This window comes from Abyssibacter sp., from assembly GCF_964229365.1.
Classification (GTDB): domain Bacteria; phylum Pseudomonadota; class Gammaproteobacteria; order Nevskiales; family OUC007; genus Abyssibacter.
In genome coordinates this window covers 17,210-33,246 of the sequence record NZ_CAXRDQ010000018.1, presented here as the reverse complement: position 1 = coordinate 33,246, position 16,037 = coordinate 17,210, and the positions used below count along the sequence as shown (strand labels likewise).

At 62.7% G+C, this 16,037-nt stretch carries 15 protein-coding genes and 1 tRNA gene; 10 read left to right on the top strand and 6 right to left on the bottom strand.

Translation table 11 applies throughout. The features are described 5' to 3' along the window. Positions 1-84 precede the first annotated feature (84 nt). The 4 genes from ACE1EY_RS02605 to ACE1EY_RS02590 form a co-directional block, all read right to left on the bottom strand. Positions 85-537: a copper chaperone PCu(A)C gene (locus ACE1EY_RS02605; RefSeq protein WP_291513542.1), complete on the bottom strand. Its 453-nt coding sequence runs from the start codon at positions 535-537 to the stop codon at positions 85-87. A 138-nt stretch (positions 538-675) separates the two neighbouring features. Further along, positions 676-1,629 (bottom strand): alpha-L-glutamate ligase-like protein, encoded by a 954-nt coding sequence (locus ACE1EY_RS02600; RefSeq protein WP_291513541.1) that lies wholly within the window; start codon positions 1,627-1,629, stop codon positions 676-678. Continuing rightward, positions 1,629-3,164 (bottom strand): inactive transglutaminase family protein, encoded by a 1,536-nt coding sequence (locus tag ACE1EY_RS02595; protein WP_291513540.1) that lies wholly within the window; start codon positions 3,162-3,164, stop codon positions 1,629-1,631. The genes ACE1EY_RS02600 and ACE1EY_RS02595 overlap by 1 nt, the downstream gene beginning before the upstream one ends. 141 nt (positions 3,165-3,305) lie before the next feature. Next, entirely contained in the window at positions 3,306-3,815 is a 510-nt protein-coding gene (locus ACE1EY_RS02590) for an ATP-dependent zinc protease (RefSeq protein ID WP_370299392.1), read from the bottom strand. A gap of 125 nt (positions 3,816-3,940) precedes the next feature. On the opposite strand from ACE1EY_RS02590, the gene ACE1EY_RS02585 reads away from it, so the two are divergent. The 4 genes from ACE1EY_RS02585 to ACE1EY_RS02570 all read left to right on the top strand — a co-directional run bounded on the left by ACE1EY_RS02585 (position 3,941) and on the right by ACE1EY_RS02570 (position 8,881). After that, positions 3,941-5,413: a succinylglutamate desuccinylase/aspartoacylase family protein gene (locus tag ACE1EY_RS02585; protein ID WP_370299391.1), complete on the top strand. Its 1,473-nt coding sequence runs from the start codon at positions 3,941-3,943 to the stop codon at positions 5,411-5,413. A gap of 165 nt (positions 5,414-5,578) precedes the next feature. Next, a complete protein-coding gene (locus tag ACE1EY_RS02580) occupies positions 5,579-7,231 on the top strand; it encodes an acetolactate synthase large subunit (RefSeq protein WP_291513537.1) in 1,653 nt (550 codons plus the stop codon). A 61-nt stretch (positions 7,232-7,292) separates the two neighbouring features. Next, entirely contained in the window at positions 7,293-8,723 is a 1,431-nt protein-coding gene (locus tag ACE1EY_RS02575) for an aldehyde dehydrogenase family protein (protein ID WP_370299390.1), read from the top strand. 81 nt (positions 8,724-8,804) lie between these two features. Next, a tRNA-Pro gene (locus tag ACE1EY_RS02570) sits at positions 8,805-8,881 on the top strand. A gap of 78 nt (positions 8,882-8,959) precedes the next feature. Here the strand turns inward: ACE1EY_RS02570 and ACE1EY_RS02565 are convergent. After that, complete coding sequence (locus ACE1EY_RS02565; protein WP_291513535.1) at positions 8,960-9,928, bottom strand: polyprenyl synthetase family protein; 969 nt, start codon at positions 9,926-9,928, stop codon at positions 8,960-8,962. 270 nt (positions 9,929-10,198) lie between these two features. Here ACE1EY_RS02565 and rplU point away from each other — a divergent pair, with 270 nt between their 5' ends. From rplU to proB, 4 genes are all read left to right on the top strand, one after another. After that, a complete protein-coding gene (rplU, locus tag ACE1EY_RS02560; RefSeq protein ID WP_291513534.1) occupies positions 10,199-10,510 on the top strand; it encodes a 50S ribosomal protein L21 in 312 nt (103 codons plus the stop codon). An 11-nt stretch (positions 10,511-10,521) separates the two neighbouring features. After that, positions 10,522-10,788: a 50S ribosomal protein L27 gene (rpmA, locus tag ACE1EY_RS02555; protein ID WP_291513533.1), complete on the top strand. Its 267-nt coding sequence runs from the start codon at positions 10,522-10,524 to the stop codon at positions 10,786-10,788. A 110-nt stretch (positions 10,789-10,898) separates the two neighbouring features. Further along, positions 10,899-11,945 (top strand): Obg family GTPase CgtA, encoded by a 1,047-nt coding sequence (gene cgtA, locus ACE1EY_RS02550; protein WP_291513532.1) that lies wholly within the window; start codon positions 10,899-10,901, stop codon positions 11,943-11,945. Next, complete coding sequence (gene proB / locus ACE1EY_RS02545; RefSeq protein WP_370299389.1) at positions 11,942-13,054, top strand: glutamate 5-kinase; 1,113 nt, start codon at positions 11,942-11,944, stop codon at positions 13,052-13,054. The genes cgtA and proB overlap by 4 nt, the downstream gene beginning before the upstream one ends. Before the next feature lie 61 nt (positions 13,055-13,115). Here proB and rpsT read toward each other — a convergent pair whose 3' ends face one another. Next, positions 13,116-13,376: a 30S ribosomal protein S20 gene (rpsT, locus tag ACE1EY_RS02540; RefSeq protein ID WP_291513530.1), complete on the bottom strand. Its 261-nt coding sequence runs from the start codon at positions 13,374-13,376 to the stop codon at positions 13,116-13,118. Positions 13,377-13,515: 139 nt separating this feature from the next. Here rpsT and murJ point away from each other — a divergent pair, with 139 nt between their 5' ends. Together murJ and ribF are read left to right on the top strand one after the other, a co-directional pair. Beyond that, positions 13,516-15,099, top strand: coding sequence for a murein biosynthesis integral membrane protein MurJ (murJ, locus tag ACE1EY_RS02535; RefSeq protein WP_370299388.1), 1,584 nt, complete (start codon positions 13,516-13,518; stop codon positions 15,097-15,099). After that, on the top strand, positions 15,056-16,033 hold the full coding sequence (ribF, locus tag ACE1EY_RS02530) for a bifunctional riboflavin kinase/FAD synthetase (RefSeq protein WP_370299387.1): 978 nt from the start codon (positions 15,056-15,058) through the stop codon (positions 16,031-16,033). Before murJ ends, ribF begins: the two co-directional genes overlap by 44 nt. Positions 16,034-16,037 lie beyond the last annotated feature (4 nt).

Sequence of the window (16,037 nt, the reverse complement as noted above, 5' to 3'; positions counted from 1 at the left end):
GTGCCGCAGACGCCAGCGCGGGAGAATTTCCGCGCTAGTGGCTGGCAGGATGCTGCGGTCGGGTCAGACTGCGGGGGCTGACATTCAGTTCGGCGCTGACTGTCGCAGCTCGAACGCTGATTCTATCGAAACCAGTTCGCCGGCCGCATCGCGAAAGGCGAGAGAGACCGGGATGGTTCCGCTAGTGGCTTCCAGATCACGAGGGAACCGCATCATCAGATGATTGCCACCGGCTTTCAGTTCCAGCGATTCACCGGGAGCGACCTTGTAGCCGTCGACCATGCGCATGCGCTGCACGCCGTCCTCGAGATAGGTGCTGTGCATTTCGATCCGGCCGAAATTCGGGCTGGAGACGCCGAGCATTCGCAGTTCGCCGTCGCCGTTGTTGGTGACGGTGACATAACCGGCCGTCATCTTGGCGCCAGGGGGCAGGGCGCGGACCCAGCCATTTTCAACTTGGATCGGGTCGCCCTGTGAGCCGCAGCCCGTCAGGATGATGGTCACGGCGATCAGCACGCCAGTCAGGCTGTGTTTCATGATCTTCCTCGGAGTTCGCACGGAGTTTTTTATTGATATGTCGCGTCGACGTGGCAGCCAGAATCGCCAGCGCCTGAGCGCATCGTCCCGCGATGATGTTCGATGAACGGACCGTCGCCGATTCGCATCGTTGCTGCATTATGACGTTGCAGAGCCTGCAAGCAAGTCCAGCCCCAGCGCGACGCGTTCGTCGGCGGCGGTCGGGATTGATTCCATCCCTTCGATGGCTTTGAGCGCCGGCAACAACCCGCGGCGATTCGCCAGTTGGATCGACAGCCCGGGGCGTGCGTTGAGCTCCAGCACCAGTGGGCCGAACTCTCGATCCAGCACCACATCGACGCCCAGATAGCCTAGTGCGGCGAGGTCGTAGCAGCGTGCGGCCAACAGCAACAAGGTCTCCCAGCCAGGGATGCCGATGCCTGCGAGTGCGGCCCCGGTATCCGGGTGCGTGGACACGCGGGCGTTCTGACAAACACCGGACTGGGTCTGGCCGCTGGCCATGTCGATGCCGGCGCCGACGGCACCCTGGTGCAGATTCGCCTTGCCATCGGATGCCCGTGTCGGCAGCCGGACCATAGAGGCGACGGGCACGCCACGGAACACGATGGTGCGGATATCCGGCACGCCCTGAAACGCGACATCTTCAAAAATCGGATCGAACTGCACGCAGTATTCGATCATGGCCTGGTCAGGCATGCCGCCGAGGCTGAACATGCCCGACAGGATGTTGGAGATGTGGTGGCCCAGCTCATCCCGCGAAATCATCGAGCCACTGGCTTTCACGAAACGACCCTGACGGCGATCGGTGATGACCAGGATGCCGTTGCCTCCGCTGCCGTGAGCCGGCTTGACGACGAAGGACTTGTGCTCGCCCAGCAGCGCATCCAGCTCGTTGATCGCGTGCTCGGTGCGAATCACCCCATACAGCGCGGGCACCGCGATGCCTGCGCGTTTGGCCAGTTCCTTGGTTTTCAGTTTGTCGTCAACCAGCGGATAAAGGCGGCGTGCGTTGTTGAGCATGATGAAATCAGCGTTACGCTGATTCATCGACAAAATGCCGGCCTCGCGCAAGATGGTGCCAGGCCAGCGCATTACGGGTCTTTGCCGGTTAGCACGGCGCGGAAGCGCCAGAACTCCGACAGCCGATAGCCGGTATAACGCCCCAGAATCAGGCAGCCGCCGAGCAGCACGAGCAGTAATTCCGGGAAGACGAACACGAGATGCGTGAGCGTTTGGTTGCTCATGATCAGGAAGCCCGCGGCTGCGACGAGCAGGCTGCCACCGCCCTGGAGAATGGCCTCCCAGGCACCGTGTTCCTCCCACACCAGCGACATGCGCTCGATGGTCATCGCGAGAATCACCATCGGGAACAGCGCAATCGACAGGCCGCGGTTCATGCCCAGGTGATGGCTCACCAGGCTGACGAACAACATCAGCAGAATCACGATGATCAGGACCGATGCCAGGCGCGGAACCAGCAGCAGCTTTAACCGCTCCAGCGCAAACCGTAGTCCAAGGCCAAGGGCCACGATCAGAGAAAACAGCACGATCCCCCACAGCAGCTTGGTCTCACGGAACGCCAGCGCGATCAGGATCGGCATGAAGGTACCGAAGGTCTTGACGCCGACCACGTTGCGCAGCAGCACGACCAGAAAGGCCCCCAACGGCACGGTGAGCAACACCCGATAGACGTTCTGTGTCTGAACGGGGAGCGAAAACAGCGAGTAGTCCAGCATCAGCGAGCCGTGCAGTTTCGCCCGGTCACGCGCGATGGACACGATCTGACGCTGGCTACGTGTCACCGAGAAGCGGACATCGGGCTGCGCCCCGCCATCCACCGCCAGCAGCGGGTCGTTGCCGATGCGCCAGACCAGAAAGTCGTCCGGCAGGCCGACCACTCCCGTCTCCGGCGACATGGGGATCCAGCGCTGTTCGTTATGCACTTCGATGTACGGCACCAGGGTTGCATCACGCGTGCCATCGACCAGCGGAAGACCCCAGATGACACGGGCCGGGATGCGCGCTCCGGCCAGTACATCGACCAGCCATTGCGCCCACGCGCCGGGGCTGTCGCCGCCGGTGCGCAGACTGTCGACCGACGGATTGGCTCCCTCACGGTTCATCCGCGCGATCAGGGCGCGTGCGAAGGTCGCGATGTCGGCGGACTCCGAACGCACTTCGTTGAGCAAGGCGTTCACAGCGGCCTGGGTGGACTCGCCATAGTCCGGCACACGGGGATAGCCCGGAAAGGGGTCGTTATGCGTGGTGTTGCCGGTTTGGGTTTCAAAGACCGTCAGGCGGTAGTAGACCGCTTGGATTCCGCTAGCCCGGCGCACCGCCCACAGTGCTGCCCGGTTCTGGCCGCTGACTTCCTGAGAGACTCCAAACCCGTTCGAAATGTAGTTCTCATCCAGGCGTTCAAAACCAGGCGGTTCGCGCGGAATGAGCAGCGTTGCCTTGACGGGGCCGCCTCGTGCGCGAAACGCGGCACGGGCTTCGACGGTCCAGACTGCGGCGTCGGTGCTCGGCAGCAACGGGAGTCCGAGTACATTGACCTTGTAGGCGCACAGCAGGCCGCCGGCGACCATGAGCAGCGCGGCGATGATCCAGACCGGCAGATTTCTCAATGGAGTGTCCCGCTGAATGCGGCCATGGATCCCATGGCTTCAATTAGTGCGTGCAGTGTCACGTCAGTCATCCCCATCTCCCCTGGGACCGATGGTCAACAATTAGCCCCGACCGCCGCGTGCAGGTCCGGGAGCCAACGCTCATTCACAGCGCGCCTGGGTCAAAAACGTGCTTTCCGGATCAACGACGGCGACATCCTCCATGAAGCGGCGGCCCAACAACACGGGGTAGATGAAGTCGCCGCGATCTGCGAGCGAGAACTGTGTCCGGTGCCTGCGGCCATCGAAGCACAGTTCCAGTTCCACGACCGCGCGGCGCGCGCTGGGGTCGTCATGGTCCTTGATTCGGACGTTTCTGGCGAGCGCTTGTTCGGTTTCGATGCGATGGACCTTATCGTTCTCGTCTTCCAGAACCAGCGTGAACCTCACCCAGCGTTCGTCGTCTTTCTCGAAACGCTCAATATCTTCGGCGTGGATAGACGACGTGAGAGCGCCGGTATCCAGCTTGGCTGAAACAATCACGTTCCACGGCTGGAGGCTCACTTTTTCTACCCAACCGGCAATGACCTTGCCGGGCGTGCGGCTGTCAGCCGTGGCGTTGAAGGGACTGGCCAAACTGGCTGCGATCACAGCCGAAAGGAACCATCGCATGAAGTCTTGCGTCTGTTGAATGCCCGAGTATCAGTCTAGGGAATCGCCACGCCGGTCGCACGAATCCAGCATGAACAGCGTCCGTTTTTCCAGAAAGGAAGGGATCTTTGCTAGTTTGCAACACCATGATCAATCGCATCATCATCGCCTTGTCTGCCGCAGCGCTGTCTGGGCCCGCCGCCATCGCGCAAGCCCCGGTCACCAACAGCGCGCCAGAGCCGGCGCTGGAAGAGGCGGGTGTTTCGAGCGCGTCAACCAGGGCCGCCTCGCAGGGCGAGACGGCGACAGCGGCTCCGTCCGCAGCCGATGTGGCAGCAGGCGCAGAGCCGGTGGCCACTCCGCCCGATCCGGAGGTCGACCCAGACGGGGTCCAGCCGTTCCAGTTGCTGGGGCAATCGGTTGAACCCGGTACCTGGCGGCAGTTGGCCTGGACCGCGAGTTACCATTTCGGTCAACTCGGCGGGGCGACGCCCGTTCTGATTTCGCATGGCGCGCAGGAAGGACCGGTGCTGTGCCTGACCGGCGCCGTGCATGGTGATGAGCTCAACGGCATCGAGATCATCCGCCGCGTCGTGCATTCGCTGGACCCGAACGCGTTGTCCGGCACCGTGATCGGCGTGCCCATCGTCAACCTGGCTGGTTTTCAGCGCAATTCGAGATATCTGCCCGACCGGCGTGATCTCAATCGCTATTTTCCCGGCTCGCCGACCGGCAGCCTGGCCTCCCGCGTGGCGTATTCCTTCTTCACCGAAGTCATTGAGCACTGCGACCGGCTGGCCGATCTGCATACCGGGTCGTTCCACCGGACCAACCTGCCGCAGCTTCGAGCAGATCTCACCCAGCCCGCGGTGGTGGAACTGAGCCGCGGATTCGGGGGTATCGCCGTGCTCCACACCGAGGGCGCGAAGGGCACGTTGCGGCGGGCGGCGGTCGATTCGGGTATTCCGGCCGTGACGTTGGAGGCCGGCGAGCCGCTACGTCTTCAGCCACAACAAGTCGACCAGGGCGTGCGCGGTATCGAGACGCTGATGCATCAGCTAGGCATGATTGATCGAGAACGTCGCTGGTCAACGCCACAGCCGGTGTTCTACGAGTCGTATTGGGTGCGCTCGGACCACGGCGGAATTCTGCTGACCCTGGTGCGTGTTGGTGATGTGGTCACCGAAGGCACGGTACTGGGCACGATCACCGACCCGATCACCAACGTTCGCCATGAGGTGAGATCGCCCTACCGGGGACGGATCCTAGGCATGGCGTTGAACCAGGTGGTGATGCCAGGCTTCGCGGCCTTCCGGGTCGGTATCCAGACCACCGAGGAGGCCGTGCAGGAAGAGGCCGCCGCCCAGCCGGCTGATGAGCCCAGCGTGGAAGACACCGACGAGGCCACCGAAACGGAGCGTCCGCCGCCCGAACGCGCCGAGGAAACAGCCCCCCGGACGGACGGCGAGGATGCGCCGGAAGAAGAGGCGGAGGAGAGCGACGGCAAGGTGCCGCAGGCGCCGGTCAACACAGACGCTGCGCCCGCCCAATCTTCGGAGCCGGCCGATTCATCGCCCGCTCTGTCGGAGCCAGAAGAACCGGTTGCGCCTGATCCGTAAATTCATGTCTGCGGATTTGGCGTCCTGGGCGGGATGAGGCGTGCGTGATCCCTGAATGTGCCGTGAGTCACTCCCTGGTCTGCATCGGAACTGGAGCGGTCATAGCAGTGGTGTACCGTTGCGCAGGGGAACCTGGGGTCTGGTCTGACACATGGAGTGCGACGGGTGAAAACTTCTGACTTGATGGTGCGGTGCCTGGAACTTGAAGGCATTGAGTACATCTTCGGCGTGCCGGGTGAAGAGAACGCCGATTTCATGCTTTCGCTGGAGAACTCCAGCATCGAATTCATTCTCACGCGACACGAACAAGGCGCCGCGTTCATGGCGGAGGTCTATGGGCGTCTAACGGGCAACCCTGCAGGCTGTCTGGGCACGCTCGGACCTGGCGCGACGAATCTGTTGACCGGCGTTGCTGACGCCAACATGGATCGCGCTCCGCTGCTGTGCATCACGGGGCAGGGCGCCACGGCGCGTCAGCACAAGGAAAGCCACCAGATCATGGATGTGGTCGGCATGTACGAACCGGTGACCAAGTGGGCGCAGACCATCAACGAACCTGACGCCGTTCCTGAGATCGTGCGCAAGGCTGTTCGCATTGCACGCCGGGAAAAACCCGGCGCCGTGCTGCTTGAGCTGCCGGAAAACATCGCCAAGCGCGATGCGACCACCGAGCCGGTCGAACCGCGCCGCTTCCGCCGACCGGTGCCCGACGACAAGATCGTTGACCGCGCCTACGAACTGCTGCGCAACGCCAGATCACCGGTGATCATCGCCGGCAATGGTGCGATCCGCCGCCGCGCGTCCCGACAGCTACGCAAACTTTGTGAGCGCACCGGCATCGGTGTCATGAGCACGTTCATGGGCAAGGGCGCGGTGGACATGGACGCGCCGTATTCGCTGTTCACCATTGGGCTCGGGCAGCGCGATTATGTTGTCGATGCGGTCGAGACAGCCGATGTCGTGATTACTCTGGGCTACGACATGGTCGAGTACCCGCCCAGCCGCTGGAATCTGGGAGGTGATCGCTGTGCCGTGATTCATATCGACTTCGAGCCCGCCGAGATCGACCGCGACTATCACCCCGCCGTCGAGGTCGTGGGTGATCTGGCGCACTGCCTGTGGATGCTCAACGAGCGCTTCGAGCGTGACGGTGTTCCGGATTACGATTTCGCCGTGCAGGCCGATGTGCGCGAACGCATGCTCAGTGAATTTAGTGAGCACGCCGAGGATGACGAAGACGGCCCGATCAAGCCACAGAAGGCCATTTGGGATGTGCGGCAGGCGCTGGGACCCAACGACATCCTCCTGTCCGGTGTCGGCGCGCACAAGATGTGGACGGCCCGTTACTACCACTGCCACGAACCGAATACCTGCCTCATTCCTAACGGCTTTTGCTCCATGGGTTTGCCGTTGCCGGGCGTGATTGCAGCACACCTGGTCCACCCGGACCGCAAGGTGCTTGGCATCGCCGGGGATGGCGATTTCATGATGAATGTGCAGGAAATGGAGACGGCCTCGCGCCTGAATGCGAACGTGACAATGCTGGTCTGGGAAGATGGCGGCTACGGGCTGATCGCGTGGAAGCAGCAGGACGAGTTCAAGCGTCACACCAATCTGTCCTTCGGCAATCCGGACTGGCTCAAGCTGGCCGAGAGTTTCGGCTGGCAGGGTGAATACGTGCACCGGGCGTCTGAACTCAGGCCTGCGCTGGACCGAGCCCTGGCCCATGAGGGGCCGGCGCTGGTGGTCATGCCGGTCGATTACCGAGAAAACGCCAAGCTCACCGAACGACTGGGGCGGATCAAAGTCAACAATTAGAGCCAAGTCGCGGGCCTGGCCCGACCATCGACTTGCATCATGGATTGCACTAGGAGACACGATGCTCAAGGACCAGTATCCCTACTATCTGGCGAACAAAGCCGTCCAGGCGAACACCGATCTGGATGTGACCGACAAGTACAACGGCGGTGTCGCCACACGCGTTGCCCTTGCGGATGAAACCACGCTGGACCAGGCGATCGCGGCGGCGGAAGCCGCCACGCCGGCAATGGCCGCATTGAAGCCCTATCAGCGGCGTGAGGTGCTGGAGCACTGCGTGTCACGCTTTCGTGATCGCTTCGACGAACTGGCGGAAAGTCTTTGCATCGAGGCCGGCAAGCCGATCAATGACGCCGAGGGCGAGGTCACACGGCTGATCGAAACGTTTCGCGTCGCCGCGGCCGAAACCGAACATGACATCGGTGCCGTCATCCCCCTGGCAAATGCGGCCCGCGCCGCCGCCTACCAGGGCATGTACAAACGCGTCCCGATTGGTCCCTGCGCATTCATTTCGCCGTTCAACTTCCCGCTGAATCTTGCCGCGCACAAGGTGGCGCCGGCGATTGCGGCTGGCTGTCCGTTCGTCTTGAAACCGGCATCACGTACACCGGTCGGTGCCCTGATCATCGGAGAGACGCTGGCCGAGACCGACCTGCCCGAGGGCGCATTTTCGATTCTGCCGATGACGCGCGATGCCGCCGACGCACTGGTTGAGGATCATCGGCTTAAACTGCTGTCGTTCACCGGCTCCGACACCGTCGGCTGGGCACTCAAGGCCCGCGCAGGAAAGAAGAAGGTCGTGATGGAACTGGGCGGCAACGCCGCCTGCATCGTCGACGAGACCTGGGATGATCTGGAGGATGCCGTGCAGCGCATGCTGATCGGCGCGTTCTACCAGTCTGGTCAGAGCTGTATCGGTGTCCAGCGAATCCTGATTCACAGCAGCGTCTATGAGTCGTTTCGAGACCGCTTTGTCGAGGCGACCAAATCCCTCAAGGTGGGTGACCCCAAGGACCGCGACACCTTCATTGGCCCGATGATCTCCGAAGGGGAAGCCAAACGGTTACATGACTGGATTCAAGAAGCCCAGGCTGCCGGCGGCACGCTGCTCTGTGGTGGCGATCGCGACGGGGCCATGCTCCAGGCGACGTTGATGGAAAACGTCGGCGGAGACCAGAAGCTGGTGACCGAGGAGGCGTTCGGGCCAGCCGCCGTGCTGTCCAGCTTCGAGGACTTCGACGAGGCCCTGGCCTCCGTGAACAACAGCCGTTTCGGTCTTCAGGCCGGGATCTTCACCCGCGATCTCTACCGCATGCAGCAGGCCTGGGACACACTGGAGGTCGGCGGCGTGATCATTGGCGATGTACCGTCGTGGCGCACCGATCAGATGCCCTACGGTGGCGTCAAGGATAGCGGGCTCGGCCGTGAAGGCCTGCGCTTCGCCATCGAGGACATGTCGGAGATCCGCCTACTGGCCATTCGCACCCCCTGATACGGCCGTGAATCCGTTGCGTCAGCGGGGGGCTTTGCGTATAGTCCGCCGCCGGTTGGGGCGCTGTCCTGACCACTGGTTCGGGGTGTAGCTCAGCCTGGTAGAGCACTGCCTTCGGGAGGCAGGGGTCGTAGGTTCAAATCCTGTCACCCCGACCAAATCATTCCGGTCCGGCCCGAACGCTGGACCGAAAAAAGGCGACCGCTCAGGTCGCCTTTTTTTATGGCCGCTCTGGGTCAGCTAATACGCTCGACCGAAAAACGCGCAAGCGCGGCGAGGGTGTCGCGCTCCGAAGAGGCTGGCAGGGCGTCCAGCGCCTGGACTGCCTGCGATGCGTAGTCATCGGCCAGTTGTGTGGTTTGTTCGATCGCGCCGACAGCGCGGATGTCGTCGATGATCGCCGGCAGTTCGTCCGCCGTGGCCTCGGTAATCGCGCGGCGAACACGGCGGCGGGCACTATCGTTGCCTTGCTGCAGTACCCGTAGCAGCGGCAGCGTGGGCTTGCCCTCGGCCAGATCGTCTCCGACATGCTTGCCGAGGTCCGATTCGCTGCCCTGATAGTCCAGGGCATCGTCGACAAGCTGAAACGCCATGCCCAACGCCTGACCATACGCCGCTGTCGCCTGTGCCTGGGCCTCAGGCGCTTCGCTGAGCAGCGCCGGGAGCAGCGTCGCCGCCCGGAACAGCCGCGCGGTTTTGCGATCGATGACGTCAAGGTATTGCGCTTCGGAGATGTCCGGGTTGCCGATATTCATCAGCTGCAGGACCTCGCCCTCGGCGATGGCGTTGGTCGTGCGCGCCAGAAGATCCATGATCGGCATGCACTGCAACCGGACCATTAGCTCGAATGCGCGCGAATAGAGGAAATCGCCGGTGAGGACGCTGGCTGCATTGCCGAAGCTGGCGTTGGCGGTTTCTCGACCGCGACGGAGCGTGGACTCATCGACCACATCGTCGTGTAGCAAGGTCGCGGTGTGAATGAACTCGATGATTGCCGCAGCCACCGGAACACGCGAGTCATCGAAGGCGAGCGCCTGTGCGGAGAACGCGACCAGGGCAGGGCGCATGCGCTTGCCGCCGCCGGCAATGATGTGGTGGCCGATCTGGTTGATCAGTATGACGTCGGACTGCAGTTCATCCCGGATCAGTTGATCGATTGCGGCCATGTCGGAGGCAATCGGAGACAGCAGTTCGGCAAGTTTCATTCGAAAGGTTCGGCGGGCGAATGCGCGGATGCTAGCGACAGCGTGAGCCGAGAACAACCAGGGGGCTATCTAAGCGTTTGATTTTAAGTCAAACTTGGTGCCGTAACTGCAAAGCGGACAAAACTGTTTGTCCGCCGCCGCTTTCAGAGCGGGCAGAAGTACGGGATAGCAGACTTTTCGTTGACCGAAAACCCGTCTCGACGTAGAATTCGCGCCCTTGAATTTTGGCTGCGGCGTCTTGTGCCGTAGTTTCGTTCCGGAGAATTTCAGATGTACGCGGTCATTAAGACAGGTGGCAAGCAGTATCGTGTGGCCGAGGGCGACGTCATTCGCGTCGAAACCCTGGCAGCCGAGGCTGGCGACACGATTACGTTCGACGAAGTGCTGATGGTCGGTGAGGGTGAATCCGTCAAGATCGGCACGCCGTTCGTTGATGGTTCATCGGTGACGGCCGAGGTGGCTGGCGAAGGCCGCGGCAATAAGATCCGCGTCATCAAGTTCAAGCGCCGCCAGGGTTACAAGCGAACCCAGGGCCACCGCCAGAACTACACCGAACTCAAGATCACCGGCATCGCCGGCTAAGGAGCACACTCATGGCACATAAAAAGGCAGGCGGTAGTACTCGCAACGGCCGCGATTCCGAGTCCAAACGACTGGGCGTCAAGGCCTTCGGTGGGGAAGTGGTTTCCGCGGGCAGCATCATCGTGCGCCAGCGTGGCACCCGTTTCCGTGCCGGCGACAACGCAGGCGTTGGCAAGGATCACACCGTGTTCGCGAAGGTGGACGGCCGTGTGGTGTTTGAAGTCAAGGGCGCCGAGAAGCGCAAGTTCGTGCGCATCGAGCCGGTCGAGTTGGCATAGCCGCCGACGCGACTTGAAAAAGGCCTCGTCGGCATGCCGGCGGGGCCTTTTTCGTATCTGCGCGCAGGCGGGTCATCCCGACGCGCCATTTCACGGTAGCGGAGTCATCCATGAAGTTTGTTGATGAGGCAGCCATCACCGTCGAAGCCGGCGATGGCGGCAACGGTTGTGTGGGATTCCGCCGTGAGAAATACGTGCCCTTCGGCGGGCCGGACGGCGGGGATGGTGGCGATGGTGGCCATGTCTACGCCGTGGGTAACGAGGAGATCAACACGCTGGCCGACTTCCGGTTCACCCGGCGGTTTGCGGCCAAGCGCGGCGAGAATGGTCGCGGTGCCAATTGCACCGGCGCGCGGGGCGATGACTGCGTTATCCAGATGCCGCTCGGCACGGTGATCCAGGATATGGAAACCGGCGAGACCATTGGTGAACTCACCAACCACGGCCAGAAGGTGATGGTGGCCCATGGCGGCTGGCATGGCATTGGCAACGCACGCTACAAGAGCAGTACCAATCGCGCGCCACGCCAGTTCACGCCTGGCAAGCCGGGCGATCGGCGAAAGCTGCGCCTGGAACTCAAGCTGCTCGCGGACGTCGGCCTTGCTGGCATGCCGAACGCCGGCAAATCAAGCCTGATCAGTGCTGTCTCGGCGGCCAAGCCCAAGGTCGCGGATTATCCGTTCACCACCTTGCATCCCAACCTGGGGGTCGTGCGCGTCGGCCCCGCCGAGAGCTTCGTCATGGTGGATGTCCCCGGCTTGATCGAAGGGGCCGCGGACGGGGTTGGGCTGGGGCATCAGTTCCTGCGGCATTTGCAGCGCACGCGTCTGATTCTGCACCTGGTCGAACCCGAGAACGCGATTGGCGAGTCCGCCGCGGAACGCGTGCGCAAGATCGATGCGGAACTGGAGCAGTACGGGGAGGCCGTTGCGGCCATTCCTCGATGGCTGGTGCTGACGAAGACCGACATTCTCGGCGAAGAACTGGCGGCCGAAGAGCTGTCGGAACTCGTTGAATCCCTTACATGGACCGGGCCGGTCTATGCGGTCTCCAGTCATTCCGGCGATGGCACCAAGACACTGATGCGTGACATCTACGAGCACCTGAAGACGATGGACGCAGACGAGATCGAGGGCGACGACGAGGCCGTCGGATGAACGAGTCCCGGCGTCTGGTCGTCAAGATCGGGAGCTCGTTGATCACACGGGGGGGGCGCGGCCTCGATCACGCGGCCATCGCACGCTGGTCAGAGCAGGTCGCGAGCGCCGTTGGCGCAGGCACGCCAATCGTGATCGTGTCTTCCGGCGCCGTGGCCGAAGGCATGGCGCGTATGGGGTGGTCCGAGCGACCCGATTCGCTGGACCGTCTGCAGGCCGCTGCCGCCATCGGGCAGATGGGGCTGACCGAGGCCTGGGGTGACGCATTCAGCAAGCATGGCCTGCACACCGCGCAGGTGCTGCTGACGCATGACGACGTCGCCGACCGCCGTCGGTACCTCAACGCGCGATCGACCCTGCTGTCGCTGATCGACCTGGGGGTTGTTCCTGTCGTCAACGAGAACGACACCGTGGCGACGGACGAGATCCGCTTCGGCGACAACGATCGTCTGGGGGCGGTGGTCGCGCAGCTCGTCGACGCCGATGGCTTGATCATCCTCACCGACCAACCGGGCTTGATGACCGCCGATCCGACCACACACGCGGATGCGGAGCTGGTGGAAGCCGGTGCGGCGGGTGATCCCGCGCTCCGTGCCTATGCCGGGGCCAGCTCGGGCCGGCTGGGTCGCGGCGGCATGGTCACTAAACTCGACGCGGCGGCGCTGGCGGCCAAGAGCGGTGCCTGGACCTTGCTGCTCGATGGTTCTGGTGACGACGCGCTGGCCTGCGCGATCGACGGAACCGCCCGGGGCACACGGCTGACGCCCAGCGGCGCTGCACTCAAAGGTCGCAAACGCTGGATTGCCGGACGGCTGCGGATTGCAGGCACGATTGCAGTCGATGCCGGAGCTGCGCGGGCGCTGTGCAAGCGGGGCAGCAGTCTGTTGCCCGTGGGCGTCGTCCGGGTGAGCGGCCAGTTCCGGCGTGGTGATCTGGTGGAGATAGTCGCCTCGGACGGCGCGCAGCGTCTCGCCACCGGCATCACCAACTACGCCAGTGAGGATGCGATCCGGATTCTCGGCTGCGCCAGCAGTGAACTGGTCGACCGGCTGGGTTACGTGGGCGACGCCGAGCTGATCCACCGGGACAACATGGCCTTGAACGACTGAGGCGCACAAAAAAGCCGGCTTTTAAGCCGGCTTTTTGCCAAATCCGCTTGATGAAGCCGGATTAAAGCGCTTGGATGCGCTTGCTCAGGCGGCTCTTGTGACGAGCAGCCTTGTTGGCATGCAGCAATCCTTTGCGCGCCATTCGGTCGATGACCGGAACGGCAGCTGTGTAGGCGGCCTGTGCGGCGTCCTTGTCACCGCTTTCGATCGCGTTGACCACCTTCTTGATGGATGTACGCGTCATGGAACGCTGGCTCATGTTGCGTTCGCGAGCCACCTTGGCCTGCTTGGCGCGCTTGCGTGCTTGTGCGGAATTCGCCACGTAGATCCTCTTCGAAAACGGGGTTGGCGGATGATTGAAGGCCGCGTATTTTATGGTGTTCCCGCGTAAAGTCAATCACCAACGCCAATGCTCGGTGATTCGGCTAACCTAGCGCGCTTTCCGCCCTCCGGGTCGCAGTTTGAGCACGATAGTTCGATCCACCTCGATTGTTGGCGGCATGACACTGGTGTCCCGCGTTCTGGGCCTGGCGAGAGAGGTTCTGTTCGCGACGCTGTTCGGGCCTGGTGTGGGCATGGACGCGTTTCTCGTCGCGTTCAAGATTCCGAATTTCTTACGGCGGTTGTTTGCCGAAGGGGCCTTCGCGCAGGCCTTTGTGCCGGTGCTGTCCGCAACGCGTTCAGCGGACGGCGATCTGGAGGTGAAGCGGCTGATCGCGGTTTCAGCCGGCACCCTGGGCGTCGTGCTCGTCGTGCTGACCGCATTGGGCGTCGCTTTCGCGCCGGCGGTCATTGCCGTATTCGCGGTCGGCTTTGTTGATGATCCGGTCAAGTTCGAGGCAGCCTCGGACATGCTGCGGTGGACGTTTCCGTATCTGCTGCTGATTTCGTTATCCGCGCTTTTCGCCGGTGTGTTGAACACCTACAACCGTTTTGCGATCCCAGCCTTCTCACCCGTCTGGCTTAACGTTTGTCTGATCACCGCGGCGGTGGTCTTTGCGCCCTCGACCCACGCGCTCGCCGTCGCGGTGCTGGTCGCGGGTGTCGTCCAATTGGGTTTTCATCTGCCGAGTGTCAGTCGGCTGGGCGTCTTGACCTGGCCCCGCGTGAACTTTTCCGACCCCCAGGTGCGGCGAATTCTGCGGATGATGGGGCCGATTTTGTTCGGGTCGTCGGTGGCGCAGATCAATCTGCTGCTCGATACGATTCTGGCGTCGTTGTTGGTCACCGGCAGTATCAGTTGGTTGTATTTCTCCGATCGATTGATGGAGTTTCCGCTGGGCGTGTTTTCGATCGCGCTCGCGACCGTCATTCTGCCGCGCCTGTCGGGTCAGCATGCCGGCGGTCGCAAACAGGAGTTCGCCGCGACCGTCGACTGGGCGCTGCGCTTCCTGTTCCTGCTGGGGATGCCGGCCGCTGTGGGCTTGCTCGTTCTGGCTGGGCCGCTTGTGACCACACTGTTCCAGTACAACGCGTTTTCGGCTGTCGATGTCGAGATGACACGACGCAGCCTGATGGCCTACGCGCTGGGGTTCTTCGGCTTCAGCCTCGTCAAGATTCTCACGCCGGCCTTTTACTCACGGGAGGACGCACGCACGCCTGTCCGCTGTGGCGTGATCGCGCTCAGTCTGACCATGGTGCTCAACATCGCGCTTGTCGGTGCCTTCACCCTGCTCGGCATCGAAGGCGTCCACGCAGGTCTGGCGCTGGGTACATCGTTGGGTGCGTTCATTAACGCGGCATTGCTGTACCGCGCGCTGAAACGCGGCATCGGCCTCACGGTCTCTCGTGGACTGGTTCGAATCATCGTGTCGACCTGCGTGGCGGCGGCGACGATGGGCGCCGTGCTGATTCTTGCAGGTGGTCCGGTGGACGAGTGGATCGCGGCCGACCTATGGACCCGCGTCACCTGGCTGCTGGCAGCAGTGGGTGGGGGCGGCCTGATCTACGCACTGGTCATCTTGGTGCTGGGTCTTCGCCCCCGCGACTTCCGGCTTGCGGATGTCGTCGACACCGTCGGCGAAACCGGGCCCGGCTCGGTATAATTCGTCACAAATGCAGCTGATCCGAGGACTCCACAACTTGCGGCCTGCCCATCGGCCCTCCGTCGTCGCGATTGGCAACTTTGACGGCCTCCACCGCGGGCATCGTGCGATTCTGCAGCAGCTGAGCGATTGCGCGGGAAGCGCCAAGACCACGCTGGTGACATTCGAGCCCACCCCGCGGGAATATTTCGACGCTGCCTCGGCGCCACCACGCCTGAACCGATTGTCCGAAACAGTGGCTATGTTGAGCGAAGGCCAGCTTGTCGATCAGTTGCTGTGCCTTCGCTTCGACGCAGCGCTGGCATCGACGTCTCCAGATGATTTTGTGCGCCGAGTGGTTGTGGACGGGCTCGGCTGCCGAACAGTCATTGTCGGCGAGGATTTTCGGTACGGAGCAGAACGGGCGGGCGATGTGCGGTCCCTGAAGCAGGCGGGGGAGCGAGGCGGTTTTGATGTCGACGTCGCCCGCACCGTGGTCGATGACGGTGAACGCGTTAGCAGCACCCGTGTGCGCGAGTCGCTGGCCGCCGGCGAGTTACGACAGGCGAATCGCTTGCTAGGGCAACGCTATCGCGTTACGGGCCGGGTCCAGGCCGGGCAGCAGGCGGGACGGACGATCGGGTTCCCAACAGCGAATCTGCGCTTGCGTCGCAAGGCTGCGTTGCGCCACGGTGTCTACGCGGTGCGCGTTACGACAGGCAATGCCGTCGCAGTTCCCGGCGTCGCGAACTACGGGACACGACCAACCGTTAGCGGGCAGGGCGCCTTGCTGGAAGTCCATTGCTTGGAAGGAGTGCATGATTTGTATGGCGACCGACTTTGGGTCGAGTTCGTCGATTTCATCCGGCCGGAGCGGCGTTTCGACGGCTTGCCGGCTCTCAAACAACAAATTGAACGTGACGTTGCCGATGCGTGGCAGCGTCTGGAGAATTGATTCG

Coding starts and splice junctions, on each gene's coding strand:
- ACE1EY_RS02565 (WP_291513535.1), bottom strand. CDS start 9,928: ATGAAACTTGCCGAACTGCTGTCTCCGATTGCCTCCGACATGGCCGCA.
- ribF (WP_370299387.1), top strand. CDS start 15,056: ATGTCGTCGACACCGTCGGCGAAACCGGGCCCGGCTCGGTATAATTCG.
- ACE1EY_RS02605 (WP_291513542.1), bottom strand. CDS start 537: ATGAAACACAGCCTGACTGGCGTGCTGATCGCCGTGACCATCATCCTG.
- rpmA (WP_291513533.1), top strand. CDS start 10,522: ATGGCACATAAAAAGGCAGGCGGTAGTACTCGCAACGGCCGCGATTCC.
- cgtA (WP_291513532.1), top strand. CDS start 10,899: ATGAAGTTTGTTGATGAGGCAGCCATCACCGTCGAAGCCGGCGATGGC.
- ACE1EY_RS02600 (WP_291513541.1), bottom strand. CDS start 1,629: ATGCGCTGGCCTGGCACCATCTTGCGCGAGGCCGGCATTTTGTCGATG.
- ACE1EY_RS02575 (WP_370299390.1), top strand. CDS start 7,293: ATGCTCAAGGACCAGTATCCCTACTATCTGGCGAACAAAGCCGTCCAG.
- ACE1EY_RS02585 (WP_370299391.1), top strand. CDS start 3,941: ATGATCAATCGCATCATCATCGCCTTGTCTGCCGCAGCGCTGTCTGGG.
- ACE1EY_RS02590 (WP_370299392.1), bottom strand. CDS start 3,815: ATGCGATGGTTCCTTTCGGCTGTGATCGCAGCCAGTTTGGCCAGTCCC.
- proB (WP_370299389.1), top strand. CDS start 11,942: ATGAACGAGTCCCGGCGTCTGGTCGTCAAGATCGGGAGCTCGTTGATC.
- rplU (WP_291513534.1), top strand. CDS start 10,199: ATGTACGCGGTCATTAAGACAGGTGGCAAGCAGTATCGTGTGGCCGAG.